Source organism: Micromonospora sp. NPDC049891 (assembly GCF_040660295.1).
In the GTDB taxonomy this organism is placed as follows: Bacteria; Actinomycetota; Actinomycetes; order Mycobacteriales; family Micromonosporaceae; genus Micromonospora.
The window spans coordinates 1-24,262 of sequence record NZ_JBFAML010000047.1 but is presented as its reverse complement, the minus strand read 5'-3'; the positions used below and the strand labels follow the sequence as shown (position 1 = coordinate 24,262).

General features: G+C 70.7%; 25 protein-coding genes, 3 tRNA genes and 1 pseudogene. 15 read left to right on the top strand and 14 right to left on the bottom strand.

The window, feature by feature from the left end; all coding sequences use genetic code 11:
• The 4 genes from AB0I71_RS31335 to AB0I71_RS31320 form a co-directional block, all read left to right on the top strand.
• Positions 1-546, top strand: a 546-nt coding sequence (locus tag AB0I71_RS31335; RefSeq protein WP_357590829.1) for a class I SAM-dependent methyltransferase, incomplete at its 5' end; no start/stop codon positions are given.
• Between the two features lie 4 nt (positions 547-550).
• Positions 551-1,369 carry an MOSC N-terminal beta barrel domain-containing protein gene (locus AB0I71_RS31330; RefSeq protein WP_357590827.1) on the top strand — a complete coding sequence of 273 codons (819 nt, stop codon included), beginning with the start codon at positions 551-553 and terminating at the stop codon, positions 1,367-1,369.
• Between the two features lie 101 nt (positions 1,370-1,470).
• Positions 1,471-1,773: a hypothetical protein gene (locus AB0I71_RS31325; RefSeq protein WP_357590824.1), complete on the top strand. Its 303-nt coding sequence runs from the start codon at positions 1,471-1,473 to the stop codon at positions 1,771-1,773.
• Positions 1,774-1,827: 54 nt separating this feature from the next.
• Entirely contained in the window at positions 1,828-2,841 is a 1,014-nt protein-coding gene (locus AB0I71_RS31320) for an expansin EXLX1 family cellulose-binding protein (RefSeq protein ID WP_357590822.1), read from the top strand.
• A 124-nt stretch (positions 2,842-2,965) separates the two neighbouring features.
• Here AB0I71_RS31320 and AB0I71_RS31315 read toward each other — a convergent pair whose 3' ends face one another.
• The 3 genes from AB0I71_RS31315 to bcp form a co-directional block, all read right to left on the bottom strand.
• Positions 2,966-3,514 carry a GNAT family N-acetyltransferase gene (locus tag AB0I71_RS31315; protein ID WP_357590820.1) on the bottom strand — a complete coding sequence of 183 codons (549 nt, stop codon included), beginning with the start codon at positions 3,512-3,514 and terminating at the stop codon, positions 2,966-2,968.
• A 64-nt stretch (positions 3,515-3,578) separates the two neighbouring features.
• A tRNA-Leu gene (locus AB0I71_RS31310) sits at positions 3,579-3,664 on the bottom strand.
• A gap of 55 nt (positions 3,665-3,719) precedes the next feature.
• Positions 3,720-4,196: a thioredoxin-dependent thiol peroxidase gene (bcp, locus tag AB0I71_RS31305; protein ID WP_099847306.1), complete on the bottom strand. Its 477-nt coding sequence runs from the start codon at positions 4,194-4,196 to the stop codon at positions 3,720-3,722.
• 157 nt (positions 4,197-4,353) lie between these two features.
• Here bcp and AB0I71_RS31300 point away from each other — a divergent pair, with 157 nt between their 5' ends.
• The 4 genes from AB0I71_RS31300 to AB0I71_RS31285 are packed head-to-tail and all read left to right on the top strand — an operon-like array spanning position 4,354 to position 7,007.
• Entirely contained in the window at positions 4,354-5,070 is a 717-nt protein-coding gene (locus AB0I71_RS31300; protein WP_357590817.1) for an energy-coupling factor ABC transporter permease, read from the top strand.
• Positions 5,067-5,453, top strand: coding sequence for a PDGLE domain-containing protein (locus tag AB0I71_RS31295; protein WP_357590815.1), 387 nt, complete (start codon positions 5,067-5,069; stop codon positions 5,451-5,453). Before AB0I71_RS31300 ends, AB0I71_RS31295 begins: the two co-directional genes overlap by 4 nt.
• Before the next feature lie 5 nt (positions 5,454-5,458).
• Positions 5,459-6,229: a cobalt ECF transporter T component CbiQ gene (gene cbiQ, locus AB0I71_RS31290; RefSeq protein WP_357590813.1), complete on the top strand. Its 771-nt coding sequence runs from the start codon at positions 5,459-5,461 to the stop codon at positions 6,227-6,229.
• A 7-nt stretch (positions 6,230-6,236) separates the two neighbouring features.
• Positions 6,237-7,007: an ABC transporter ATP-binding protein gene (locus AB0I71_RS31285; RefSeq protein ID WP_357590811.1), complete on the top strand. Its 771-nt coding sequence runs from the start codon at positions 6,237-6,239 to the stop codon at positions 7,005-7,007.
• Here AB0I71_RS31285 and AB0I71_RS31280 read toward each other — a convergent pair.
• Genes AB0I71_RS31280 through AB0I71_RS31265 form a run of 4 tightly spaced genes read right to left on the bottom strand, consistent with a single transcriptional unit; the run spans position 6,997 to position 9,887 of the window.
• Positions 6,997-8,130 carry a hypothetical protein gene (locus AB0I71_RS31280; RefSeq protein WP_357590809.1) on the bottom strand — a complete coding sequence of 378 codons (1,134 nt, stop codon included), beginning with the start codon at positions 8,128-8,130 and terminating at the stop codon, positions 6,997-6,999. The two genes, AB0I71_RS31285 and AB0I71_RS31280, sit on opposite strands and share 11 nt — an antisense overlap.
• Positions 8,127-8,843, bottom strand: a complete 717-nt coding sequence (locus AB0I71_RS31275) for a thioredoxin domain-containing protein (RefSeq protein ID WP_357590807.1) — start codon at positions 8,841-8,843, stop codon at positions 8,127-8,129. The genes AB0I71_RS31280 and AB0I71_RS31275 overlap by 4 nt, the downstream gene beginning before the upstream one ends.
• A complete protein-coding gene (locus AB0I71_RS31270; RefSeq protein ID WP_357590805.1) occupies positions 8,836-9,333 on the bottom strand; it encodes a MauE/DoxX family redox-associated membrane protein in 498 nt (165 codons plus the stop codon). Before AB0I71_RS31270 ends, AB0I71_RS31275 begins: the two co-directional genes overlap by 8 nt.
• Positions 9,330-9,887, bottom strand: a complete 558-nt coding sequence (locus AB0I71_RS31265; protein WP_357590831.1) for a sigma-70 family RNA polymerase sigma factor — start codon at positions 9,885-9,887, stop codon at positions 9,330-9,332. Before AB0I71_RS31265 ends, AB0I71_RS31270 begins: the two co-directional genes overlap by 4 nt.
• A gap of 308 nt (positions 9,888-10,195) precedes the next feature.
• Here AB0I71_RS31265 and AB0I71_RS31260 point away from each other — a divergent pair, with 308 nt between their 5' ends.
• The 3 genes and pseudogenes from AB0I71_RS31260 to AB0I71_RS31250 all read left to right on the top strand — a co-directional run.
• Positions 10,196-11,851: a copper resistance protein CopC gene (locus tag AB0I71_RS31260; RefSeq protein WP_357590803.1), complete on the top strand. Its 1,656-nt coding sequence runs from the start codon at positions 10,196-10,198 to the stop codon at positions 11,849-11,851.
• A 13-nt stretch (positions 11,852-11,864) separates the two neighbouring features.
• On the top strand, positions 11,865-12,629 hold the full coding sequence (locus AB0I71_RS31255) for a YcnI family protein (protein ID WP_357590801.1): 765 nt from the start codon (positions 11,865-11,867) through the stop codon (positions 12,627-12,629).
• 668 nt (positions 12,630-13,297) lie between these two features.
• A pseudogene (locus AB0I71_RS31250) lies at positions 13,298-13,696 on the top strand (hypothetical protein); the annotation flags it as partial.
• A 157-nt stretch (positions 13,697-13,853) separates the two neighbouring features.
• On the opposite strand, the gene AB0I71_RS31245 reads toward AB0I71_RS31250, so the two are convergent.
• Positions 13,854-15,149, bottom strand: coding sequence for a glycosyltransferase family 87 protein (locus AB0I71_RS31245; RefSeq protein ID WP_357590799.1), 1,296 nt, complete (start codon positions 15,147-15,149; stop codon positions 13,854-13,856).
• A 73-nt stretch (positions 15,150-15,222) separates the two neighbouring features.
• Between AB0I71_RS31245 and orn the strand changes: the two genes are divergently transcribed.
• The gene (gene orn, locus AB0I71_RS31240) at positions 15,223-15,813 is read left to right on the top strand and encodes an oligoribonuclease (protein ID WP_357590797.1); all 591 of its coding nucleotides are present in this window, start codon (positions 15,223-15,225) and stop codon (positions 15,811-15,813) included.
• 118 nt (positions 15,814-15,931) lie between these two features.
• Positions 15,932-16,007 (top strand) — tRNA-His (locus tag AB0I71_RS31235).
• 104 nt (positions 16,008-16,111) lie between these two features.
• Here the strand turns inward: AB0I71_RS31235 and AB0I71_RS31230 are convergent.
• Both AB0I71_RS31230 and AB0I71_RS31225 read right to left on the bottom strand, forming a co-directional pair.
• On the bottom strand, positions 16,112-17,380 hold the full coding sequence (locus tag AB0I71_RS31230; protein ID WP_357590795.1) for an Ig-like domain-containing protein: 1,269 nt from the start codon (positions 17,378-17,380) through the stop codon (positions 16,112-16,114).
• A 126-nt stretch (positions 17,381-17,506) separates the two neighbouring features.
• Positions 17,507-18,769, bottom strand: coding sequence for an Ig-like domain-containing protein (locus tag AB0I71_RS31225; RefSeq protein WP_357590793.1), 1,263 nt, complete (start codon positions 18,767-18,769; stop codon positions 17,507-17,509).
• Positions 18,770-18,956: 187 nt separating this feature from the next.
• Here AB0I71_RS31225 and AB0I71_RS31220 point away from each other — a divergent pair.
• Positions 18,957-19,032, top strand: a tRNA-Lys gene (locus tag AB0I71_RS31220).
• 204 nt (positions 19,033-19,236) lie between these two features.
• Positions 19,237-19,677 carry an NUDIX hydrolase gene (locus AB0I71_RS31215; protein WP_357590791.1) on the top strand — a complete coding sequence of 147 codons (441 nt, stop codon included), beginning with the start codon at positions 19,237-19,239 and terminating at the stop codon, positions 19,675-19,677.
• 173 nt (positions 19,678-19,850) lie between these two features.
• On the opposite strand, the gene AB0I71_RS31210 is transcribed toward AB0I71_RS31215, so the two are convergent.
• The 4 genes from AB0I71_RS31210 to AB0I71_RS31195 form a co-directional block, all read right to left on the bottom strand.
• Positions 19,851-20,636, bottom strand: coding sequence for a hypothetical protein (locus AB0I71_RS31210; RefSeq protein ID WP_357590788.1), 786 nt, complete (start codon positions 20,634-20,636; stop codon positions 19,851-19,853).
• 648 nt (positions 20,637-21,284) lie between these two features.
• Positions 21,285-21,725 carry a hypothetical protein gene (locus AB0I71_RS31205; protein ID WP_357590786.1) on the bottom strand — a complete coding sequence of 147 codons (441 nt, stop codon included), beginning with the start codon at positions 21,723-21,725 and terminating at the stop codon, positions 21,285-21,287.
• A gap of 200 nt (positions 21,726-21,925) precedes the next feature.
• Positions 21,926-22,501 carry a flavoprotein gene (locus AB0I71_RS31200; RefSeq protein WP_357590784.1) on the bottom strand — a complete coding sequence of 192 codons (576 nt, stop codon included), beginning with the start codon at positions 22,499-22,501 and terminating at the stop codon, positions 21,926-21,928.
• Entirely contained in the window at positions 22,498-23,835 is a 1,338-nt protein-coding gene (locus AB0I71_RS31195; protein WP_357590782.1) for a hypothetical protein, read from the bottom strand. Before AB0I71_RS31195 ends, AB0I71_RS31200 begins: the two co-directional genes overlap by 4 nt.
• Positions 23,836-24,262: the final 427 nt, after the last annotated feature.

Genomic DNA, 24,262 nt, shown 5'->3' with positions numbered 1-24,262 from the left:
AGCTCAGCCATCGCGGGCGCGGCCCGCCGTGGGCTGGCCGACAAGCAGGTCCGGTACGCCCGCCGCATCGGCTGGTACGCGATCGTCCGGGCCCGGCGGCCGAAGCACATCGTGGAGACCGGTGTCGACAAGGGGCTCGGCAGTTGCGTGCTGGCCGCCGCGCTGCTGCGCAACGCCGCCGAGGGGCACCCCGGGCGGGTGAGTTCCATCGACATCAACCCCGAGGCCGGCTACCTCGCCCGCACCGCGCCGTGGTCGGAGGTGATCGACCTGGTCATCGGTGATTCGGTCGAGTCGATAAACGCGCTGGACCGGCCGGTGGACCTGTTCCTGCACGACAGCGACCACAGCCGGGCCTACGAGCGGCGCGAGTTCGCCGCCGTCGAGCCGAAACTGGCCCCGGGCGCGATGCTGCTCACCGACAACGTCACCCACACAAACGTGCTGGCCGAGCACGCCGAGCGCACCGGGCGTCGGTTCCTCGCCTACCGGGAGACCCCGGCGAACCACTGGTACCCGGGGGACGGCATCGGCGTGGCATGGTGACCGGGTGCGGCTGAGCGGGATCACCACCTATCCGGTAAAGGGTTGTCACGGCCTGGTGCACGACGAGGCCGACGTACGACAGTGGGGCCTGGAGGAGGACCGACGCTGGATGCTCGTCGACGCCGAGGGGATCGGCGTCACCCAGCGGGAGGTCACGTCGCTGGTCCGGGTGCACGCCCGGCCCGGCCCCGGCGGGCTGCTGCTGCGCGCCGACGGCCACCCCGACCTGGTGGTGCCCGAGCCGACCGACGTCACGCCGGTACCGGTGCGGACGTTCCGTCGGCGGGTGCTGAAGGTCGACGCGCTGCCGGCCGGTCCGGCCGCCGACGCCTGGTTCGGCGCGGTGCTCGACCGGCCGGTCCGGTTGGTCCGGCTGGCCCGGCCGACCCGGCACATCCGGCGGGAGGACAAGGAGTACGACCCCGGTGACCAGGTCAGCTTCGCCGACGCGTACCCGGTGCTGTTGACCAGCACGGCGTCGCTTGCCGCCCTCGGCGACTGGCTCGTCGCGGGCGGCGGGCAGCCGGTGCCGATGAGCCGCTTCCGGCCCAACCTGGTGGTCGACGGCGCCCCGGCCTGGGCGGAGGACGACTGGGTCGGGCGCGGCCTGCGCATCGGCGGCGTCCGTTTCCGCGCCGCCGGCCCGTCGGCCCGCTGCCTGGTCGTCACCACCGACCAGGAGACCGGGGTACGGGGTCGCGAGCCGCTGCGCACCCTCGCCCGGCACCGCAACATCGGCCGCAAGCTCCTGTTCGGACTCAACCTGGTGCCGCTGGAGGCGGGCCGGGTGAAGCTCGGCGACCCGGTGGAACTGGCCGACTGACCGGATGGACACGGCTCGGCGACGACAGACGGACATCTCTTGCCGCTGGACGGCCGACGGATCGATGATGGCCGAAGGGGACCTCGACCGAGGAGTCTGAGATGTCGGTGATCCATCACCCCCGGGTGGCGTGGGACGCGGCCCGGACGCTTGTCGGGGCGGTACCCGACGACGAGCGCTTCACCAGAATCGCCGGTGAGGTGGAACGCGTGCTGGGCGTGGAGTTCGCCCGGTCGCTGCGCGAGACACGGGACCGGCTGCGCTCGGCTCCCGAGGACGGCCGCGACCTGGTCGAGGCCGGCGTGTGGCGGGTCCGGATCGAGGACGCGCTGCGCAGCCACCCGGACGCCGTCGAGCCGCTGCGCCGGCTGACCACCGCCGGGCAGCCGAGAAGCGCGTCTTAGCTTTCGCTTAGCTCGCTTGTCCGGGCGGTCGGCGCTCGGGCAGCATGTCTGCACGTGACCGACGGAACCGACGGCCCCGCCGACCAGACCCCGGCTCAGCGTTCCCCGCTGCGTCGTTGGCTGGCTGGCGGGGCCGTCGCCACACTCGCCACTGTCGTCGGGCTCAGCCTCGCCCTCCGGTCCGGTGCCGCGCCCGCCTGCGCCGCACCGGCCCCTCCGGGCGTCGCACCGCCGGCTGTAGGTGCGTTGCTCGCCCCGCCCGCCGCCGGCACCCTCCACAAGGGAAAGGCGACCTTCTACGACTCGAAGGGCGCGGGCGGAAACTGCTCCTACCCCGCCGCCCCGGCCGACAGGCGTTACGTCGCACTCGGTCCCGCCGAGTACGCCGACGGTGCCGCCTGCGGTGGGTACCTCGACGTGACCGGGCCGAAGGGCACGGTGCGGGTCATGGTGATGGACCAGTGTCCCGAGTGCGCGCCCGGCCACATCGACCTGTCCCAGGAGGCCTTCGCCCGCATCGCCGACCCGGTGCAGGGCATCGTCAACGTCAGCTACCGCCTGGTCGTCGACCCGCCGTTGTCCGGCCCGCTCACCTTCCGGATCAAGGAGGGCGCGTCGCAGTGGTGGTTCGCGGTGCTGGTCGCCAACCACGGCAACCCGCTGCGCTCGGTCGAGGTGCGTCAGGGCAGCTCGGGCCAGTGGCGGTCGGCCGCTCGGGAAAGCTACAACTACTGGCTGATCGACTCTGGTGCCGGGCCCGGCCCGTACCAGATCCGGGTCACCGACACCCGGGGCCACCGGGTCACCGCCACCGGCATCCGGATGGCACCCGGCCAGGTGCAGCGCAGCTCCGTCCGGATGTACGGGGGCGGCTCCAGCGGCTCGGTCACCTCCACCGGCACACCGTCGGCGCGTCCGAAGCCGTCGGCAAGCGCGTCGACCCGTGCCTCAGCCCGACCGACGCCGTCGGTCGCGGTGACGGTCGACGCGACCGCGTCGGTCGCGCCGACCGCCGCCGACGCGCTCGCACAGGCGCCGCTCGCCGAGCCGTCACCCCGCTGCGGCTGACCGAGCCTCGACCGGCCGGTGGCGGACCGAACCTCGACCGGCTGGCGGCGGACCGGGCCTGACCGGCCGGCGGCTGTGGCGCGCCGGGCCTTGACCGGCTGCCGGATCGATCCGTCCTGGCCGGTCAGCCCGCAGCCGGATGTCCGGGCCGGTGCCCGGTCAGGCCGAGCCACATCAGGACCTCGTCGCGGTCGTCTCCGGGGGCGACGCGCAGCGCCCCGGGCCAACGACCCACCTCCCGGTACCCGAGCCGCCGGTAGAACCGGTCGAGGCCGAGCCCGTCGCGGACCGTCACGTGCAGCGCCGCCAGTCCGAGGTTGCGGGCGACCCGTTCGGCCTCGCGCATCAACGCTTCACCGAAACCGCGTCCCTGCGTGTCGGGATGAACCATCACCCGGGTGAGCACCCGCAGGTGCGTCTTCAGGTGGAACCGGGGATCGGTGAAGATCGCCATGGCGACGAGCCGATCGCCGTCGTAGCCGAGCAGCAACCGGTCCGGCCCGTCCGCGATGCCGGCCAGCGTCGGGTCGGCGATGGTGCGGACCTCGTCGGCGGTGACAGGTGCCACGAAGCCGACCGCGCCGCCGGCGTTCGTCACGTCGACCCAGAGCGCGACGATCCGTTCGCGCAGGTCTTCGGTCAGTTCCGGGTCGAGGATGAAGCGCAGACTCACTGCCTCATCCTGACCGGCTTCGACAGTGAATGCCGATGATCGTGATGCTCCCGACAGGGAGCCGTGGTGCGGGAGGGGGGATTCGAACCCCCACGTCCTTTCGGACAATAGGACCTAAACCTACCGCGGCTGCCGTTACGCCACTCCCGCCTGCCTGGAGAGTCTATGGCGTTGCCTCGCGGCGGTGTTCGTGTGGTGCGCGCAGTCAGTCCAGGCCGAGGTCGCGGCGCAGCTTGGCGACGTGCCCGGTGGCCTTGACGTTGTAGAGCGCCCGCTCGATCCGGCCCTCCTCGTCGATGACGAAGGTGGAGCGGATCACCCCGGTGACGGTGCGGCCGTACATCTGCTTCTCGCCGTACGCGCCGTAGGCGGTGAGCACCGCCTTGTCGGTGTCGGCGACGAGCGGAAAGGTGATCGCGTCGCGCTCGCGGAACTTCGCCAGCTTCTCCGGCTTGTCCGGTGAGATGCCCACCACCTCGTATCCGGCGGCCTGCAACGAGGCCAACGAGTCGCGGAAGTCGCAGGCCTGCTTGGTGCAGCCGGGGGTCATCGCGGCCGGGTAGGCGTACAGGACGACCTTGCGGCCGCGCAGGTCGGCCAGGGTGAGCTGCCCGTCGGTGTCGGTGGGCAGGCTGAACCCGGGCGCCGGGTCACCGGGGGAGAGGCGAGCGGGTGCGGTCATGGCACGACCCTACCGTCGCGCTACGCCGGCCCGGCCGGCACGGCACGGCACGGGAGCGAGGCGTACGGCACTGTTGCCAGCTATTGGCAACAGCCTGGTATGGGAAATACGCTCACCCTGCCGGCGGGCACGGGCCCGCCGACACGTGGGAGGTCACGTGGAAACCCTGGCGATGCACATCTCCAACGGCATCATCAACGGTCCGGTCGCCGCGGTCTTCGCGGTGATCGCGCTGGCGGCGATGGCGTACTGCGTCATGCGTGGCCGGCAGGACCTGGACGACCGGCTGGCGCCGATGGCCGGCCTGGTCGCGGCGTTCATCTTCGCCGTGCAGATGCTCAACTTTCCGATCTTCACCGCCGGGGTCAGTGGCCACCTGCTCGGCGGTGCGCTCGCCGCCATGCTGGTCGGGCCCTGGGTCGGCGCGCTATGCGTCGCGGTGGTCCTCGTGGTGCAGGCCCTCGTCTTCGGTGACGGCGGCGTGGCCATGCTCGGGCTCAACATCACGAACATGGCCGTCATCGGCATCGCGGTGGCGTACCTGCTCATCGCGCTGCTGCTGCGGGTCCTGCCGCGCACCCCGGCCGGGTTGGCGGCCACCGCCTTCGTCTCCGCGCTGGTGAGCGTGGTCGTCGCGGCGATGGGCTTCGTGTTGCAGTACCAGCTCGGCGGCACCACCGATCTCGGCGGCAACCTGGCCGGCCTGGCCGGCACCATGGCCGTGTCGCACCTGTTCATCGGCATCGGTGAAGGGCTGATCACGGCCACCACAGTGGTCACCGTGGCGAAGGTCCGCCCCGACCTGGTGTACGCGCTGCGTGCCCTGAAACCGGCCGCGCCGGCGACCGTCCCGACCGTCGGAGGTGTCCGGTGAGGAAGTGGGGTTTCATCGTCGGCGGGCTCCTCGTCGCCCTGCTGCTGGCCGGCGTGGTCAGCAACTTCGCCTCGTCGCATCCGGACGGGCTGGACTCGTCGCTGCGGGAGGGCTGCACCTTCGACGCCGACGATGAGATCACCGGCGGCAGTTGCCCGGCACAGCAGGAGCGGGAGCACGAGATCGGCGGACCGTTTGCCGACTACGGCATCGCGGGTCTGGACAACGACTTCGTCTCCACCGGGCTTTCCGGCGTGCTTGGCGTGGTGCTGACCTTCGCCGTGGCCGGTGGCGCTTTCTGGCTGGTCCGCCGCCGTGACCCGGCACCGGGAAACACGAGCGGGGCGGACCGCACCGACCCGGCCACCACGAGCGGGGGGTAACGGAGGTGGGGGCCGGTCACGCCCACGTGCTCTACCGGGAGGCCGACTCGCCGGTGCACCGGCTGCCACCGGAGGTCAAGATCACGGCGATGGTGGCGTTCACCATCGCCGTGGTCGCCACCCCCCGCGAGGCGCTCTGGGCCTTCGGCGCGTACGCCCTGCTGGTCGCGGCCGTCGCGGCGCTGGCCCGGGTGAACGCCCGTTGGCTGCTGCTGCGGTCGACTATCGAACTGCCGTTCGTGCTGTTCGCCTTCGCTCTGCCGTTTCTCGGCGCGGGCGAGCGGGTGGACGTGGCCGGGCTGCACCTGTCGGTCGACGGTCTCTACGGCGCGTGGAACATCATCGCCAAGGGCACCCTCGGCGTGTGGGCGTCGCTGCTGCTGGCGGCGACCACAAGCACCCGTGACCTGATCGTGGGGTTGGACCGGCTGCGTTGCCCGCAGATCCTCACCCAGATCGCCACCTTCATGCTGCGCTACCTGGACGTGCTTGTCGGCGAGGCCCGGCGGATGCGCGTCGCCCGGATCTCCCGGGGCGACGACCCGCGCTTCGTGTGGCAGCTTCGCGGTTTCGCCGCGGGCGTCGGAGCGCTGTTCCTGCGCGCCTTCGAGCGGGGCGAGCGGGTGTACCTGGCGATGCTGTCGCGCGGCTACACCGGTCGGATGCCGACGGTGTGGCAGGGCACCGCGGCGGCGACGACCGGGCAGTGGCTGATCGCGGCCACCGTACCGGTCGTGGCCGGCACCGTCGCCGCCACGGCCGCCGTGCTGACATGATCGAAGCGTGCAGCCCACCCCACCGAGCCTGGACGTCCGTGGCGTCCGGTACGCCTACCCCGACGGCCACGTCGCACTGCACGGCGTCGACCTGACGGTGGCGCGGGGCGAGCGGGTCGCGCTGCTCGGCCCCAACGGTGCCGGCAAGACCACGCTTGTGCTGCACCTCAACGGCATCCTGACGCCCACCGAGGGGCAGATCGCGGTGGGTGGCCTGGCCGTCGGCCGGGACCGGGCGACGCTTGCGGAGATCCGCCGCCGGGTGGGCATCGTCTTCCAGGATCCGGACGACCAGCTCTTCCTGCCCACCGTCGCCGAGGACGTCGCGTTCGGGCCGGCCAACCTCGGGCTACGCGGGCCGGAGCTGGCCGCCCGGGTGGACGAGGCGCTGGCCGCGGTGGGCATGTCCGAGCACCGTGACCGGACCCCGCACCACCTCTCCTTCGGCCAGCGTCGCCGGGTGGCGGTGGCCACCGTGCTCGCCATGCGCCCGGAGATCCTGGTACTCGACGAGCCGTCGTCGAACCTCGACCCGGCGGCCCGGCGGGAACTGGCCGGCATCCTGCGCACCCTGCCGGTGACCCTGCTGATGGTCACCCACGACCTGCCGTACGCGTTCGAACTCTGCGACCGCTCGGTCATCCTCGACGGCGGGCGGATCGTGGCCGACGGGCCGACCCCCGAGCTGCTCGACGACGAGGAACTGCTCGCCCGGCACCGCCTCGAACTGCCCTACCCGTTCCGCCCCGCCCCGGGACGCGCGCCGGTCAGGGAGTAGTGACGGCCGGCGCGCGGCGCGCGGCGGCGTGCAGGCGCAGCAACGCCGCGGCCAGCGCACCGGCACCGGCCACCAGGACGAGGGCCACCAGGACCCGGGCGACAGTGGGCGGCCACGGCACCGGCAGCACGGCGCGGGCGAACCCGGCGGCGTTCGTCACTCCGGCGAACAGGGCCAGGCAGACGCCGGCCAGCGCCACCACGAAGTCGACGTCGGGACGGAGGGCCGACGCCTGCCGCCCGGTGTCCGCCGATGTCCGCGTACCGATCCTGGCGGGTCCTCGTCCGCCGCGCAGCGCGCGCGCTCCGGCGGCGATCGCCGCCAGGCCGGTCAGCAGCGCCCACACCGGACCGGTCAGCAGGCCCGTCAGCACGCCGCCCGGTCCCTGCGCCCCGGCGTCCAGGGTTCGTCCGAGGGCGAGCGCGACCGCCGCAACCCCGCCGACGATCAGCAGCCCGCCGAGGGCGACAAGCGCCCGCCGGCCGGGGCCGGAGGCAGCCGGCAGCACCCCGAGCGCCCCGGCCGCCAGCGCGCCGACGGTGACCATCACCCACCAGGTGTACGCGTCCGGCGGCGGTACCCAGTCCAGGGTGCCGCGGATCTCCGACGGCCCGTCCGCGTCGCGCAGCGGCACCACCCAGTCGCGTACCCGGTGCTCCCGGTCGGGCGCGGCGCGGACCTGGGCGGGCGGTTGCGCCTCGCGCCAGAGGGCCCGCTGGTCGTGCCACCGGACCGTCGTCCCGTCGTCGACGCGACGCCAGTGCGGCTCGGCGGCCGGGTCGGCCTCGGCCGGCAGGGCGGTGTCCCCGACGATCGTGCGGTTGAGGTACGTCGCGGGTGAACGGGAGTTCTCGTACACCCCGTCCGGTCCGACCCGCAGGTACGGCTCACCCGAGTAGCCGATCACCTCGACCGGTGTGTCGCCGGTGTTCGTCAGTTCCAGCCGGGCACCCGCCTCGATCACCCGTACCCGCAGGTCCGGGTGGCCGGCGGCGGTGACCGTCACCCGGTAGTCCGTGCCGTTCGGGGCGTCCGCGCCGTGGGCGAGGGCGGGGGCGGCGGTGGCGAGGATCGCGGTGACCGTACCGGCGAGCAGCAGCCCGGCCCGGGCGAGCACTGTCACCGGCCGGCCGCCTCCACCGCTGCGGTGATGTTCTCCGGCGTCCACTCCCGCACCGGCTCCCCGTCGACCAGGATGCTCGGCGTGCCGGTGACTTTGGCGCGGCCCGCCTCGTCGGTGACGTGCTTCGTCCACGACCGGTACTTCCCGTCGCGGACACAGCTGCCGAACGCGTCGCGGTCCAGCCCGACCTCGGCTCCGATGTCGATCAGCTCGTCGTCGCTGAGGCCGGCTCCACCCTCCGGCGGCTGCCGCTCGAACAGCGCCTTGCCGAACTCGGTGAACTTGCCACCCTCGGCGGCGCAGCCGGACGCGGCCGAGGACCGGGTCGAGTAGTCGGTGGTGGAGTAGCGGTTGAGGAAGGCGACCGGGTGGTACACCACCCGCACCTTGCCGTCGTTGATCAGCTGCTCGATGGTGGCGCCGCTGGTCTGCTCGAACTGCTTGCAGGCCGGGCAGAGGTAGTCCTCGTAGATGTCGATGGTCACCGGGCCGGATCCGACCACGATGCCGGTGCCCGTGTCGTTCGCGCCCGGCGGCGCGGTGAAGTCCTCGGACTGCTGGCTCGACCAGACGCTCCAACCGATCAGGCCGGCGACGACAAGCACCAGCACCGCGCCCACTGAGATCCACAGGGTCCGCTTGCGCCGCTGCTCCCGGGCCAGCTGTTCCCGGACCACCCGGGCCGCGTCCTTGCGCCCCTTGCGACTACTCATCCTCGTCCTCCACCGGTTCGCCCGCCAGCGCGCCGTCAGCGGAGACGGCGGTGCGGGGCCAGATCAGCAGGAACCCGGCCAATGCCAGGAAGCCGATGTCCCGGAGGATCTCCGGGAGATAGCTGGGGCTCTCCCCGGCCGGCAGTTCGCCGCCCACCCCGAAACAGCCGCAGTCGATGGCCAGTCCCCGCGACCAGGCCGAGGCGATGCCGGCGATGAAGACCAGCAGCAGCGCGGCGGAGACTCCGGCGGCCAGCCTGGTCGCCAGCCCGAGCAGCAGCAACAGAGCCAACGCCAGCTCGACGAAGGGCAGCGCCGCGCCGACCACCATCGCCACGTCGTACGGCAGGACCTGGTAGGCGTTCACCGCGCGACCCGAGGCGGCCAGGTCACCGACCTTCGACCAGCCCGCCCAGAACCAGACGACGGCCAGGCCGAGCCGGACGGCGAGACCGAGCCAGGGACGCCAGCGGCGCAGGTTGCCGTTCACCCCGCCAACGCCTCGCCGACCGCGTCGACAAGTTCGGCCCGGGCCCGGGCCACCCGGGAGCGGATGGTGCCCACCGGCACCCCCTCCACGGCGGCGGCCTCGACGTAAGACAGGCCGAGCAACTGGGTCAGCACGAATGCCCCGCGCCGCTCGGCGGCCAACCGGCGGACCAGGTCGGTCGCGCCGAGCTGGCCGGCCGGGTCGGGGTGCGGCACGTCGGTGTGCGCGTGCGCGCTGAGCCGTTGATCGAGTCGTCGCCGCCGCACCACCGTGCGCAGGTGATCGGCGCAGGCCCGCCGGGCGATGCCGAGCAGCCAGGTACGCGCGCTGGACCGGCCGGCGAAGGCGGGCAGCGCGCGGAACGCCCGCAGGTAGGTCTCCTGGGTGAGATCGTCGGCGCTGTCCGGATCGATGAGTGCCGCGGCGAACCGCCACACCTCGGCCTGGGTGGCGCGTACGAAGGCCGCCTGGGCGACCGGATCGCCGTCCCGGGCGGCCAGCGCCCACTCGGTGGTCGGGTCGACTGTCGGCTCCGGGTCCCCGTGCCGCGTTATCCGGGCAGGTCGCCGGTGTCCGTCGTCGGCGCGTTCCGCGCCGACGATGCCGGTGTCGGCGGTGGCGGAGGTGTCGCGCGGGGCGGGGATCACGACAACCCAGGTTACGCCGCGGCACGGAGAGCAGCAGGGTCCTTCGGCCCTTCCATGGGGTGTACCACTCCGGGAACTTTTCCGGCGTTGCGTCCGACTATCCGCCTATGACCTCCGGCCCGGTGTCCGCGCGCCCGCGCTCGATCACGGACAATCGTGATCAATCGATGGACCTGGCTCGCCTGGAACGGGTGTCGTCGGCGACCATGGGCGTCATGACTGCCGCCCATCGCCGCCGGTTCGCCCGGCTGGCCGCGACCGCCGGCCTGTTGGTCACCGTCGTGGCCCTGCTGCTCGTCCCCGCCAGCCCGGCCAGTGCCCACGCCGTGCTGTCCAGCAGCAGCCCGGCCGCCTCGGCCGTGGTACCGGCCGCGCCGGCCGAGGTGGTGCTGACCTTCAGCGAGACGGTGCGCAAGGTGCCGGACCGGATCCGGGTGATCGCGCCGGACGGGACCCGTGCGGATCAGGGCGAGCCCACCTTCGCCGGCAGCGTGGTCAACATCCCGGTCGACACCGGTCGCGGTAACGGCACCTACCTGGTCACCTATCGGGTGATCTCCGCCGACAGCCACCCGGTCTCCGGTGCGTTCACCTACTCGGTGGGTGCGCCCTCCGAGCCCCCGGTGGACAGCGGCGACGACGGCCGGGCCAACCCGGTGGTCGGTAACGCGGTAAAGGTCGCCAAGTTCGTCGGCTACGCGGGACTGCTGCTGGTCATCGGTCCGGCGCTGGTGCTCGCCCTGCTCTGGCCGCGCCGGCTGTCCCGACGCGGGCCGGCCCGGCTGGCCTGGACCGGCCTCGGGCTGGTGGCGTTGGCCACGCTGGCGACAGTCCTGCTCCAGGTGCCGTACACCAGCGGCGGCGGACTGTTCGACATCACCGGCGACGGGCTGACCCTGGTGCTCGGCAGCGCCTTCGGCGCCGCCCACCTGGTTCGCCTCGGTCTGCTGGCCGCGGCGGCGTTGCTGCTCCGGCCGCTGCTGGCCGGGCCGGTGGGCCGGACGGACCTGGTGATCCTGGGTGTCCTCGCCGCCGGAGCACTGCTCACCTGGCCGCTGTCCGGGCATCCGGCCGCCTCGCCCGCCCCGGCGGTGTCGGTGCTCGTCGACACGGTGCATCTGGGCGGCATGGCCGTCTGGCTGGGCGGGCTGGTGATGCTCGCCGTGTTCCTGCTGCCCCGGGCCGACGAGCGGGAGCTGGGGGCGATCCTGCCGATCTGGTCACGGTGGGCCGCCCTGGCCGTCTCCGCGCTGCTGCTCGCCGGCACCGTCCAGGCGTTGATCGAGGTGGCCACCCCGGCGGCGCTCGTGAACACCACGTACGGGCGGCTGGTGCTGGCCAAGATCGGGCTCTTCGTACTGGTGATCGCGGTGGCCGCCTACTCCCGTCACCTGGTACGCAGCCGGGTCGCGGCCAGCCGCCCGGCCCCGGTACGCCGGGCGATCTGGGCGGAGCTGGCGATCACCGCGATCGTGCTGGGCGTGTCGGCCACCCTGGTCCAGACGACACCCGCCCGGAGCGTGGCCACCGATGTGGCCGCCGCCGACAGCGGATACTTCAACACCACGGCGACCAGCTCGCTCTACTCGATGCAGATCGAGGTGTCGCCGGCCCGGCGGGGCAACAACTCGGTGCACCTGTACGCGTACACGCTCGACAACCAGCCGCTGCCGGTCGCCGAGTGGCGGGTCACCGTGGCCCTGCCGTCGGCCGGCATCGAGCCGATCCAGGTGCCGCTGCTGCCGCTCACCGACAACCACGCCACCGGCGAGATCAGCCTGCCCGCCGCGGGAGAGTGGGAACTGCGGGTCACCGCCCGTACCACCGAGATCGACCAGGCCACGGTGACCGCCACCGTGCCCATCCGATAGAGAGGTCCCATCGATGCTCCGTCACCGGCGTTTCGCAGCCACCGCTGCCGCGCTGACGCTCGGCGCCGTCGCCACGGCCGTGTTCGGCTCCTCGGCCCCGGCGTCGGCACACGTCACAGTCAATCCGGGCGAGGCGACCCAGGGCGGCTACGGCCGGCTCGCGTTCCGGGTACCGAACGAGAGCGACACCGCGTCGACCACCAAGCTGGAGATCTTCCTGCCGGAGAACGCCCCGGTCGGCTCGGTGTCGACAATGCCGGTGCCCGGCTGGACGGTGGCTGTGGAGAAGCGGCAGGTCGATCCGCCGGTGCTGGTGCACGGCAGCGAGGTCACCGAGGTGGTGTCCAAGGTCACCTGGACGGCCGGCGAGGGTGCCGCCATCGCCCCCGGCACCTTCCAGGAGTTCCCGGTGTCCATGGGCCCGCTGCCCGAGGCGGACCAGATGGTCTTCAAGGCGTTGCAGACCTACTCCGACGGCGCCGTGGTGCGCTGGATCGACGAGCCGCAGCCCGGTGGCGAGGAGCCGGCCGCCCCGGCGCCGGTGCTCACCCTCGCCGCCGCGACCGCCGACGCGCCGACGGCGGCACCGGCCGACTCGCCCGCCGCGGCACCGTCCGTCGACAGCGACGAGGGCAGCAACGGGCTGGCGGTCGGCCTCGGCGTCGCCGGCTTGATCGCCGGACTCGGTGGGCTGGTGCTCGGTGGGCTGGCCTTCGCCCGCACCCGGCGCGCGGGCGGTGCGGCCCCGGCCGACGAGGCGGCGAACCCGACCTCCTGAGCGTCCCCATGACACAGGCCCGCCGGATAATCCCGGCGGGCCTGTCCGCTTTCTGTGGCCGTGCCGTGGATATCCGCTGATCGGCGGGTCGGCGTAGGTAAGGTCGGCCGGGTATCTGGCTACAGAGGGGAACAGGGCGCATGCGGTTCGTGTGGACGCTGACCGGAATGCTGCTGCTGACCGTCGGCACCGCCGCGCTGCTCGGCGCGGCCGCGCTCGGTCTGCTGACCGGTCACGCCGGCCCCGACGGGGCGTTCACCGCCCGGTTCGAGACCGTGCAGACCCCGGGCCACGCGGTGGTGGTGACCGACCTCGACGAACTGGTACGACAGGAGGTGCCGTTCGCCCGGGGCGGGCAGGCCCGGCTGCGGCTGGACGTGCGCACCCCCGACGGGCCGGCCTTCGTCGGGTTGGCCCCGGCCGAGGAGGCACAGCGGTGGCTGGCCGGTGCGCCGCACGCCGCGGTCCTGCGGATGTCGCTGGCCCGGGGGCCGCTCCCAGTCCGGCTGGATCAGGTCACCCCGGCGGCCGGGACACCGCCAACCGTCCCGGCCGCGCCCGGCGCGCAGACCTTCTGGGTACGCGCCGGGTACGGCGTGCTCGAATGGAGCCCCGGCGACCTGGCCGGGCAGCGGCTGAGCCTGGTGCTGATGCGACCCGACGGTGCGGCCGGAGTGACCCTCGACCTGCGGGCGGAACTTCGGGCCGGCTGGATCGCCCCGGCCACCTGGGGCTCCCTCACCGGCGGGACGCTGCTGGTGATTCTCGCCGCGCTGGTGCTGCTGCGGCCGGTGCGCCCCCGCGAGGTGGTGTTCGTGGTCGAGCCGGACCAGGTGCCGGTGCTCGCCGGGCGCCTCGGGGTCAGCTCCCTCACCGGCCTGGGCGCGCCGGTGCCACCCGGTCCCCGCCGGCTGCCCGAGCGTCAACTCGTCTCGATCACCGCCACGGTGCCCGCCAGCCCGAGTCGACAGGCGATCGGCCCCGTCCCGCGCCCAGCCACCCTCGCCGAGATCCCCACCCCCTCCGCCCCACACCACCCCCTCCGCCCCCCAGCCCCCCCGCCCTAACCCCCACCCGCGCCCCCGCACTGCGGGTGATGCGGGGTGAGAGCGCCTGCGAGAGGTGCGGGAGGGGGCGGGCGGCCCTCCGTGCTGCCGACGCGGAGGGCCGCCCTTCACCGGGGGATATCGGTGGCCGTGGGGTTTTGGTAACCCTGGGGCCAGATTACCGATGAATGGGGGTCTCGGGAAGAGTGTCCGACTTTGCGTGCTGTCGCTTCGTCACCTGCGCCCCACCGCGCACCGGCAGGACGACGAGCAGCACCAGGCAGAGCCACACGTACCCGTTGCGGAGCACGAACTCCCAGGGACTGCCGGTGGGCGCCGGAGTGATTCCCCAGTCGTAGAACGACACCACCCCGTACACGATGATCGCGGTGACCGAGACGGCGAGGATCACCAGCCGGCGGCGTCGGCGGGCCCCCGCGATGGTGCGCGGATCGGTGCTCAACGCCGCGTCGGCCAGGATCACCACCGCCGGGATGAACCAGTAGATGTGGTGCGTCCAGGTGATCGGGCTGATCAGCGCCGCCACCAGCCCGGTCAGGGTCAGGCCGGTCAGCGCGTCCCCGGCCTGCGACGCACGCACGGCCCGCCACAGCCCGTACCCGATGACCACCGCGACCAGCGGCAGCCAGACCAGCCGGCTCGGCTCCTCGGGGGCGGTGAGCCGGCTCAGCAGTCCGAACAGCGACTGGTTGCCGGTGTAGTCGGTCCGGCCGACCCGGTCGGTGGCCCACAACTCGTGCGTCCAGAACCGCCACGAGTCACCGGGCGCGACCGCCGCGGCGAGCAGCGTCGCACCGGCCGCTGTCGCTCCGGCCACCACCGCCGCCCGCCACCGCCGGGTGGCCAGCAGGTAGATCACGAAGATGGCCGGAAACAGCTTGAGCGCCGCCGCCAACCCGATGCCCACCCCGGCCCAGCGGCTGTCCCGGGGTACGGCGAACAGCAGGTCGGCCAGGATCAGTACCACCAGCAGCATGTTGATCTGCCCGAAGGTGATCGTCTCCCGGGTGCTCTCCACCGCGAGCACGAGCAGCACGCCCACCACGAGGGTGAACAGGTGGGGCAGCCGGTGCCGGCGGATCACCGGGTCCAGCAGCCACTTCGTGGTGACCACCACGCCGAGCAGGGTCAGCCCGGTGAAGATCGCCACGGTGGCGCCCAGCTTCAACCAGGCGAACGGCAGCAGCAGCAGCGCGGCGAACGGCGGATAGGTGAAGTACAGCTCGCCCTGCACCCGGTCCGGCTGCACGTAGTCGTACAGCGGGTTACCGGCGGCCCACCAGTCCATGGCCGCCATGTAGATCTTCAGGTCGAAGAAGTTGTGGATGGTCCCGGGCAGGTAGAGGGCCGGAAGCACCGCCGCCAACGCCAACGCTCCCACGACCCGGCGAGCCGTACGGCTACCCGGATCGTCCAGGTCGACGCTGGGTGGTGTGGCGGGTTCGGCGGGCACGGGGAAGACCCTAGCGGTCGGTGACCGTGGCGGCGCGCAGCCACGAGAGTTGGGCTGCGCGTAGGCTGTCCCGGTGGCTGATCTTCTCGTCTGGATCGACTGTGAAATGACCGGGCTGGACCTCCGTGGCGACAAACTCATCGAAGTCGCCGCGCTGGTCACCGATCCCGATCTCAATGTGCTCGGTGACGGTGTCGACGTGGTGATCCACGCCGACGACGCCGCGCTGGACGCGATGCCCGAGATCGTCCGGACGATGCACGGCAAGTCGGGGCTGACCGACGAGGTACGCCGCTCCACTGTCACCCTGGCCGAGGCGGAGGAGCGGGTGCTCGAATACGTCACCCGCCACGTCAAGGACCCGCGTACCGCCCCGCTCTGCGGCAACTCGATCGCCACCGACCGTGGCTTCATCGCCCGGGACATGCCCCGCCTCGACGCCCACCTGCACTACCGCATGATCGACGTTTCCTCGATCAAGGAACTGTGCCGCCGCTGGTACCCCCGCGTGTACTTCGGTCAGCCGCAGAAGGGCCTGGCGCACCGGGCGCTTGCGGACATCCGGGAGAGCATCCGGGAGCTGGAGTACTACCGGCGCACCATCTTCGTCCCCCTGCCGGGACCCGACGTGGAGAGTGCCAAGGCGATCGCCGCCGAACTCTGACCGCTGCTGCGACCGACGCGTCGCGGTCCGGCGGCAACCCGCTGGACGGGGTCGGCCGTGGTGGGGGTATGATTTCACCGCACCCGCCCCGGGCGTTCGACCTGGGCGCGGCGGCATGGTGGCTGTAGCTCAGTTGGCAGAGCACCGGGTTGTGGTCCCGGTTGTCGTGGGTTCAATTCCCATCAGTCACCCCACTGCTCAGGCCCCCTCCGCGGAGGGGGCCTGAGCCGTTTACGGGAAGACCGGCAGACGACGACGGCGGCCTCCCACGGTGGAGAGACCGCCGTCGCGTGGGTGCTCAGGCGACGGGGGTTTCGCTCGACGAGACGTCCGGGTCGGTCACCTCGGGCTCCGCCGGCTCGTACGGCAGAGCGCTGCCCTTGACGTACTCCTCCCAGCTGAGGTTCCAGTCGGTCCAGCCGTTGCCGTTGGCCAGCTTGCGCTCGGTCCCCTTGACGATGATCGGGTCACCGACCTTCGTGTTGTTGAACAGCCAGGCGCCGTTGGCCATCGAGACGTTCACGCAGCCGTGCGAGACGTTCGTGGTGCCCTGCTGCCCCTCCGACCACGGTGCCGCGTGGATGAACTCGCCACCCCAGGTGAGCCGCTGCGCGTAGTCGATCTTCGTGCGGTACCCGTCCTCCGGGCCCAGCTCCTCGTACGTGTCGAAGACCGTCTTACGCAGCTTCTCCATCACCACCATGGTGCCGCTGGAGGACGGGGTGCTCTTCTTGCCCAGGCTCACCGGGATCGTCTTGATCGTCTCGCCGTCCCGGGTGACTGTCATCCGCTTGGTCCGGTTGTCCACGGTCATGAGCAGCTTCGGCCCGATGGCGATGTCGACGCTCAGGTCGGCGCGGCCGTACCAGCCGTCGCCCAGCGGCAGCCCGCCGGCCTGCACCCGGTACGACACCTTGCTGCCGGCCTGCCAGAACTCCTTCGGCCGGTACCGGACCTCGGTGGGGCTGACCCAGTGCCAGATGCCCTCCTGGGCCGGCTCCGAGGTGACAGTCATCCGGCGTTGCAGGTCGGCGCGGTACTTCTCCGGGATGTCCCGGCCGAACTTCACGATCAGCGGCATGGCCACCCCGACCGTCTGGTCGTCACCGAGGAAACTGCTGACGCGTACCTGCTTCTCCGGCTGCTTCATCACGGTGAAGGCGCTTGTCGCGGTCGCCGGGAGGCCGTCGTCGCCGGTCGCGGTGACGGTGGCGGTGTACGAGGCACCGTAGGTCAACGCCTTCGACGGCAGCCAACTGCGGCCGTCGGCGGCGAGGCTGCCCTTGACCGCCTCGCCCTCGGCGTCGGTGAGCTTGACCGTGACGTCCTCGGCCTGCTCGGCTGTGAAGGCGATCGCCGCCGACGCCGGCACGTCCCTGGCGTCCGCCGCCGGCTCGCTGATGCTCACCGACGCCTTCGCGGCCGGCTGGTCGGCTCCGTCCTGCCAGCCCGGCCCCTTGTCGCTGCCCTTCCCGCCGGTGCAGGCGGAGGTCAGTGCCAACGTCACGGCGAGCAAGCCCGCGGCGAGCACCCCCCGCCGCCGGTTGCGCTGGTCCCGAACTCGCATGGTGTCCTCACAGTCGTGGTCCGCTGCCCGTCCACATCACTGACGCACCAGTTCACGTACCCGTTGCGACTAGTGAACCGAAACACGTGGAAGCGGGATGTCCGGATAGTGACATATTTCGTCCGGTCATACGGCCGGACCGGCGCCACCGTCCGGAACTGGCAGCGCACTGCCCTTGACGAACTCCGACCAGCTCAGGTTCCACGCGGTCCAACCGTTACCCGCCGCCAGCTTCCGTTCGGTGCCGGTGATGGTGATCGGATCGCCGATCTTCGTACGCTGAAAGAGCCAGCGGGCGTTCGCCATCGAGACGTTCACGCAGCCGTGAGAGACATTCTGCCGCCCCTGGACGTGCTCCGACCAGGGTGCCGCGTGGATGTACTCGCCACCCCAGGTGAGTCGCTGGGCGAACTGGATGTCGGTGACGTACCGGTTCTCCGGATCCGGGTCGTCCATCGTGTCGAAGACGGTCGCTTCCTTCTTCTCCATCACCACGAGCGTGCCGCTGGACGAGGGGGTCTTCTTCTTGCCCAGGCTGACCGGCAGTGTCTTGATGAGCTGCCCGTCCTCGTACACCCGCATCTTCTTGTCCGAGTTGGTCACCTTCATCTCGAAGGCCGAGCCGATCTTCGCGGTGGCGTTGCGGTCGACGTTGCCGAACCGGCCGTTGCTCAGCGGAATGCCGGCCAGAGCGATGCGTACGGTCAGCTTGGTGCCGGCCTTCCAGTACTCCGGCGCGCGGTAGTACGCCTGCGTGCCGTTGCTCACCCAGTGCCAGGCGCCCGGCTGCGGCGGGTCGGTCTGCACGAACATCCGCTTCTGCACCTTGGCCCGGTCCTTCTTCGGGATACCCGGGTGGAACTCCGCCACCACGGGCATCGCCACCCCGTACGTCCGGTCGTCGAACAGGTACAGCCCTGAGGTGATCATCGAGCCCGGCTTGGCCATCGTGGTGAACGTGCTGGTTCCCTCGCTGACCGTGCCGTCCGGCCCCTTCGCGGAGACGGTGGCGGTGTAGCGGGTGGACCACTTCAGCGGCGCCGACGGAACCCACGAGGAACCGTCCGTACGCAGCTTGCCCTTGACCGTCTTGCCGTCCTCGGTCTTGAGCGTGACCTGCGACACCTCGCCGCCGTCCGGCAGCTTCGCGCCGATCTCCACGCTCACCGGCCGGTCCTTCGCCCCGTCGGCCGGGCTCACCGCCAACGGCGGACCACTCGGCACCTCCGGTGCCCCCGGCGTACCCGGCGTCTCCGTGCCGGTCGTCCCGGCTGTCTGACCGGGTACGAATTCGGCAGCCGCGCGCTCCTCGCCGCAGCCCGACAACGCCAGCGACGCCACCAGCCCCAGTGCGCCCAACAGCGCCCCGGCCCGCGCGAACCTGCCCATTCCCACCCCTGTCGTTGCGCACCTGGCGGACATCGTGCCGTATCGCTGCCGCCCGGCATCACCCCGGTCCCACACTTTGCGAGGGGTTTTCGTCAAATGTCCGGAAAGCTCGACCGAAGGGAGGACCCGGGGATCGGATTGGAACCCGGTTCAGGGTGCGTGCTAGTGTTTCCCCCGTTGTCAGCGAGCGCCGCTAGCTCAACTGGCAGAGCAGCGGACTCTTAATCCGCGGGTTCGGGGTTCGAGTCCCTGGCGGCGCACCAACGAGCAAGGCCCTGACCTGGTAGAACTCTGCCGGTCGGGGCCTTCTTCGCGTACGCCGGTGGGCGGTGGTCGCTCGGTGGGCGCTCGGGAGCCGTTGGACCGCTCCGGCGTCGGTGGGACGCGGCGCGGTGTCGGCGGACGGATTCATAGATCAACTTTGTCTTCTGCTGCCAGTGCGTCTCGGGCGTGGATGGGGGCTGGTTGTGCGTCGGATCGTGCGTAGGTCGGTGCGGGCCATTCTTCTGGATGAGGATGACCGTCTCGTGCTGATCAAGCGGATCAAGTCCGGCCGGGCGCCGTACTGGACGACGCCGGGCGGTGGCGTGGAGTCGACGGATGTCTCTCTGGAGGCTGCGCTCCGTCGGGAGTTGCATGAAGAACTCGGTGCCGAGGCCGATCGGTTCGTCCAGGTGTTCCTGTTCACCGCTCCCGCTGGTGAGGGTGTTTCTGTCCAGCACTTCTTCGTCTGTCGGCTACTTGAGCTGCGGGAGATTGCTCGAACCGGGCCGGAGTTCGATGATCCGTCGCGTGGTGACTATCGGGTTGACCGCGTGACGATCGGGGAGCTGCCTGCGGTGGATCTCAAGCCGGAAGGGCTGACCGAGTTCATCACCTCCAACAAGGAGGCTCTGCTCTCGGTGTAGGGCAGTTTGGCGAGACCATCGCTGGGCCGAGTCTGAAGTTGATCGGCTACGGCAAGGTAGGGGTCTGGCCGCCGCTTTGGGCGGCCACCGCAGGACGCGGGGAGCAAGGGTCGCGCGCTGGTCCAGGCACCGCCCGGCCAAGTCACCGGGCCCCGTCGCCCCCGACGGGGGCGTCAGGCGAGTGCTTCCGGAGCGCGCCGCCGCCACCAGGCGCTGAAGAGGGCTACGAGGTTCTCTTTGATTTCGTCCGTGATGATTTCCTGCGCGTCGCCCATGAGCGGCCTGACGGCGTGCTTATAGACCTCCGGGTGGTGTTCGACAGAGGGGCAGGTGAAGATGGCCAGCATCCGGAGGGCGCGCAGGGTGTCTGTTCCCAAGAGGGGAAAGTGAGCTTCCAGCAGCCTCGCCAGGGCTGACCACACTTTGTCTACGACGATGCGGATGACGGCGTCGGTCACCATCCGGGGCAGCCCCGAATCGAACCGCCGCGACAACGCGTCCTTGATGAACTGCTTGGCGGTATCAGTGAGCAGGTCGAGGGCCTTGTTGATCTTCTCAATCAACTGGATCAAGGCCACCAGTAGACTGCACCAGGTGTGGTCGGCCAAGCGCTTCTTGACCTCCCTGGCGTCAGACTCATTCCGGACGAGGCTGTCTACGTCGGCTGAGATCTCGTGCCACGTGTCCTTCATGACGGTTCGGCCGAGGGTGTCGATCCGGCCAAGATCGGATGACACCGACGCTGGTTCAGCATCGCGTGGCAGTCGGCCGTTGGTCTTCGGCCGACTGTCGGTGACCCACAAGTAATCGGCAATATCCAGGCGTGCGAGGTCGAAGTAGATTTGCCGGTTGTTGGCGTTGAATTTCTGGCGTCCGGTTCGTTGGTCTGCTTCTACTTCGTCCTTGAGTTCGCGTCGCCGGTGGTCGCGTCTGTCTGGCCGGTCGGCGGCGAGGTCCATCCATCCTTGCCAGCCGTGTTGCGAGCCCCCGCAACCGGAGCATGTGCAGCCCGGCCTTTGGGCGTTGGCGCAGTTCGCCCTGTGGGTGTTGGTTATCATCCGCAAGTCGCCGCCCGGTCCGTTGCGCTTAACGTGACTGACCGATCACTCTACGTTAGGGAGTGATGGGTGCCAATGGTTGTACGACAAGACCTGGTGGTTCAACTTCCGGCAATCCGGGCTCCGTGGAGGCGCAGTTCCTGGTGAGCGCCCCATCGGTCCACTTTGACGCTGAGCCCTGTCGGATGGCTGATAGACGTATCTTCTCGCTTCTGCGGTCACCTCGACCAAGCGGGTTGCGGCAGGGTGTGTGCCAGAGCTTCCTTTGCGATTCAACCGCAGCTCTCGGTCTCGAGGCTGAGCCAGGTCTGTGCCAGCTTCGATCGCAGTAACGTCCTGTTTGGTGCGTCGTTTATGCCGCGCGGTTCTCCGGCATTTCGACTCGGAACGGGTGCGGGTACTCAATGCCGCAGTCGGAGCACCAAGCGCGGAACAGGGCGCTGGTGGGTGTGAGGGCGAGTGCTGGAACAACCTTGTAGCGGATGCCGGATATGACGGTGAACAACTTTTTCCAGGGATGTCTACATCGGCATGCTGCCGGGTTTGGATTCATTTTGCGGCCCGGTCGTCAGCTGCGGCCTGGGCGCGCCACTCGCGGGGCTTGGCGCCGGTCGTCTCCGCTACGGCGTCGACGTCTTGGTGGTCGTACACCGTGCGGGTGCCGGAGATCGACATCCCGGCGGCGTTAGCGAGGTCGCCGAGTGTGTACGGGCGGGGTTGCACGAACTCGCGGCCGTAGGCGACGAGCTGGCGGATCTGTTCTTCAGCCTGCTCCTTGGCGCGGCGGGCGGTGTTTAGTGCCCCGATTAGTGGGTCCTGGTCGCCGTGCTCCCACGACAGGCGCAGGTTTTCGGCGGTTTGCTGCTGAGCATCGAACGCCGCGGCCGCGGCCGCTTGGAAGCCATCGTCGTGCTCGTCGCCTGGGCGAGTAGGTCGTGGGAGGGGGTGCAGGATCGCGGCCACGTCTTCGAAGATGTCTCGTCGATTCATGCCTACCTTTGTCGCACATCTTTGCGATGATCGCAAGGATGTGCTGTGATCGCAAAGCTGGGGTAGACTCTGCCAGTCGGCGCCTTTTTCGCCGGCGACGGTGGTCGCTCGGGAGCCGTTGGGCCGGGGCGGCTAACGGTGGACGCGGTGCGATGGCATGGCCACCGGGTTACCTGCGACCCGGCCTGTCCGGACTGCGATTAGCCGTGGCCAGCCGTGGTTGAACGATCCGCATGGGCAAGTCGGGTTGCTGTCTCGAACGCCGTCGTCCACGGGAAGGCATGCTGTTGATCTTTCCCGCTTCCGGGCGGATGTGGTTCCCAGCCGTCGTCGGGGCTGAGCAAGATGCGTACGCCTTCGTCGCGGAGGCTGGCCACCGCGTGGCGGAAGGGTCGGCGGGCAGCGAGTGCGGCGTTGACGAACGGGACGATGACGGTCGGCACCTGCCTGCCGATCAGCTCGGCGACTGAGGTCATGGCGTAGTTGTCGGCGAGACCGAGGGCGATCTTGTTTATCGAGTTGTACGTCGCGGGCGCGATGACCAGGGCGTCCGCGGCGGGTAGTGAGCGGCGGTCTCCGAGGGCTTGCCGGTAGTTGGATCGCACCGCAGTACCGGTCAGTTCCTCGATCATGGACAAGTCGATGAAGCCGATGCCGTTGGGCGTGGCGGTGACGGCGGTCGTCCAGGAGTGCTCATGCGCTGTGCTGATCAGTCGGGTCACGTCGGCGGCGGGCCCGGCCGCGCAGACGACGATCTGCAAATGGCCGCCGGTCATAGCCGGATCCCGGCCGCTCGTGCGAAGTCAACGACGGCGGTGCGGGCCGAGCCCTTGGCAAGGAGCGCCAGGTCTGTGGCGATGCGCTGGACGGCTGGACGGCAGCGGACTTCCTCAGGTGCCACCTCGTACGCGGTGCGCAGCGCGGTCAGGCCGTGCTCATAACGTCCCCACTGGGTGTAAGCGCGGGCAACATCGACGTAAAGCGACGCTCTGCGTTCGGCGAGCGTTACCTTGTCCAGCGATACCGTGCGCGCGATGCCGATAGCCGTGCCAGCATCGCCGAGGGTCAGTGCGACATTCACCCGGTGAAGCAGGACGTTTGTGGCACCGAAGCCGGTCCACCGATCGTTGCCGTCGTAGCCGAGTCGGGTGGCGGCATGGTTTGCCTCGTCGAGCATCGCTCGCGCGGTGTCGCGGTCGTCGCTGCGGGCTGCGGCGACGGCACCTCGGAGGACGAGTGCGCCGTATACGGCCACCGCTTCCGGTGACGCGAGGTGAGTGTCCTGGAAGAGCACGCCGGCCGCGTTGCCGGCGAGGCCCACTGCCTGCTCGTTGTGGCCGGTGCTCATCAAGGCGTGGGCCATGATCCGAGCACTCGTGGCGACCGCCACCGGGTCCTGACTCGCCGCAGCGGCTCGGGTGCTGCGTTCGGCCGCGACCAGGGCCATTCCTCGGTCGCCGACCTTGAGCAGGACACTGCCGACCACGTGGTACAGCTCAGCAGTCAGGACTTCCACCTGGGTTCTCTGTTCGCCTTGCGCGCTGGCCCTGGCGAGTTCGATTCCCGGCAGCAGCGTTACGAGCTGGTCGAGAACGCGCCCATACCGGCAAGCCTGGTAGTCGATCTTCGCGGTGGCCACGGCGCGGGAGAACTGCTGAGCGGACAGCGCCACCGGTTTTGGATGACGTGGCGAGACGAGCGCGTCGAGTAGAGGCGCGACGCTGGGCGAAGCGGCGATGCCGATCGTCGCCCCGCGTAACACATCCCTTCGCCGCACGTCACCATCCGAACCCGAGTCGACTTGTCCGTCCCCGCCAGTATCCGTATCCAAGCCGGCATCCGGCAGCTTGGTGCTCACCGTTGCATCGCCGGTGCCCGTCGTCAGCAGGGCCGCGAAGCGTTCCCGTGCGTCGGGGGTGGCTCGGGCCAGGACGGTGTCCAGCGCAGCCTGCATGTCTGCGCGCGGGAGGACCTGGTCGCCGTGGCTGCTCCACTTGGCCACCGTCCGTCGGGCCGCGCCCAGGTGTTCGGCGAAGGCGGTCACGCTCATTCGCAGCGCCTTGCGCAGGGCGGTTGCCTCCCGGCCGGTCCAGGTCAGTACCGGAGTCATCGCACGTCCTTCCGAAACGGACGGTCCTCGGCCGGGTGATCGTATCGGCACGTGGGGTGACGGCAGGTGCACCGCCAGTGCACCGCGCGGACATTCCGTCGACCAGTCGTGGAGACCAGGCTGGATGTGCCGGTACGCCGCTTCCCCCAAGCGCTCCGGCAGGTCAGCGGCAGTCTCACGCCAGGGAGTTCCAGATGGATGTGCCGAACGGCGACAGGTCGGATCGCGACCCGACGCACCGGCAAGTGCTGTTGCCGGGCACTCCGTCGACCGCTCGGGTGATTCCCCGTTCGCGTACCGCCGGCAGGGCTGCGTGGGCGGGTGTCGGGCGGTCAGCTCCCCGCCGCCGGCCGACGGCGGTGGGGGGGGGGGGGGGGCGGGGCGCGCCCCCCCCCCCCCGGGGAAAAACCCCCCCGCGGAGGGGGAT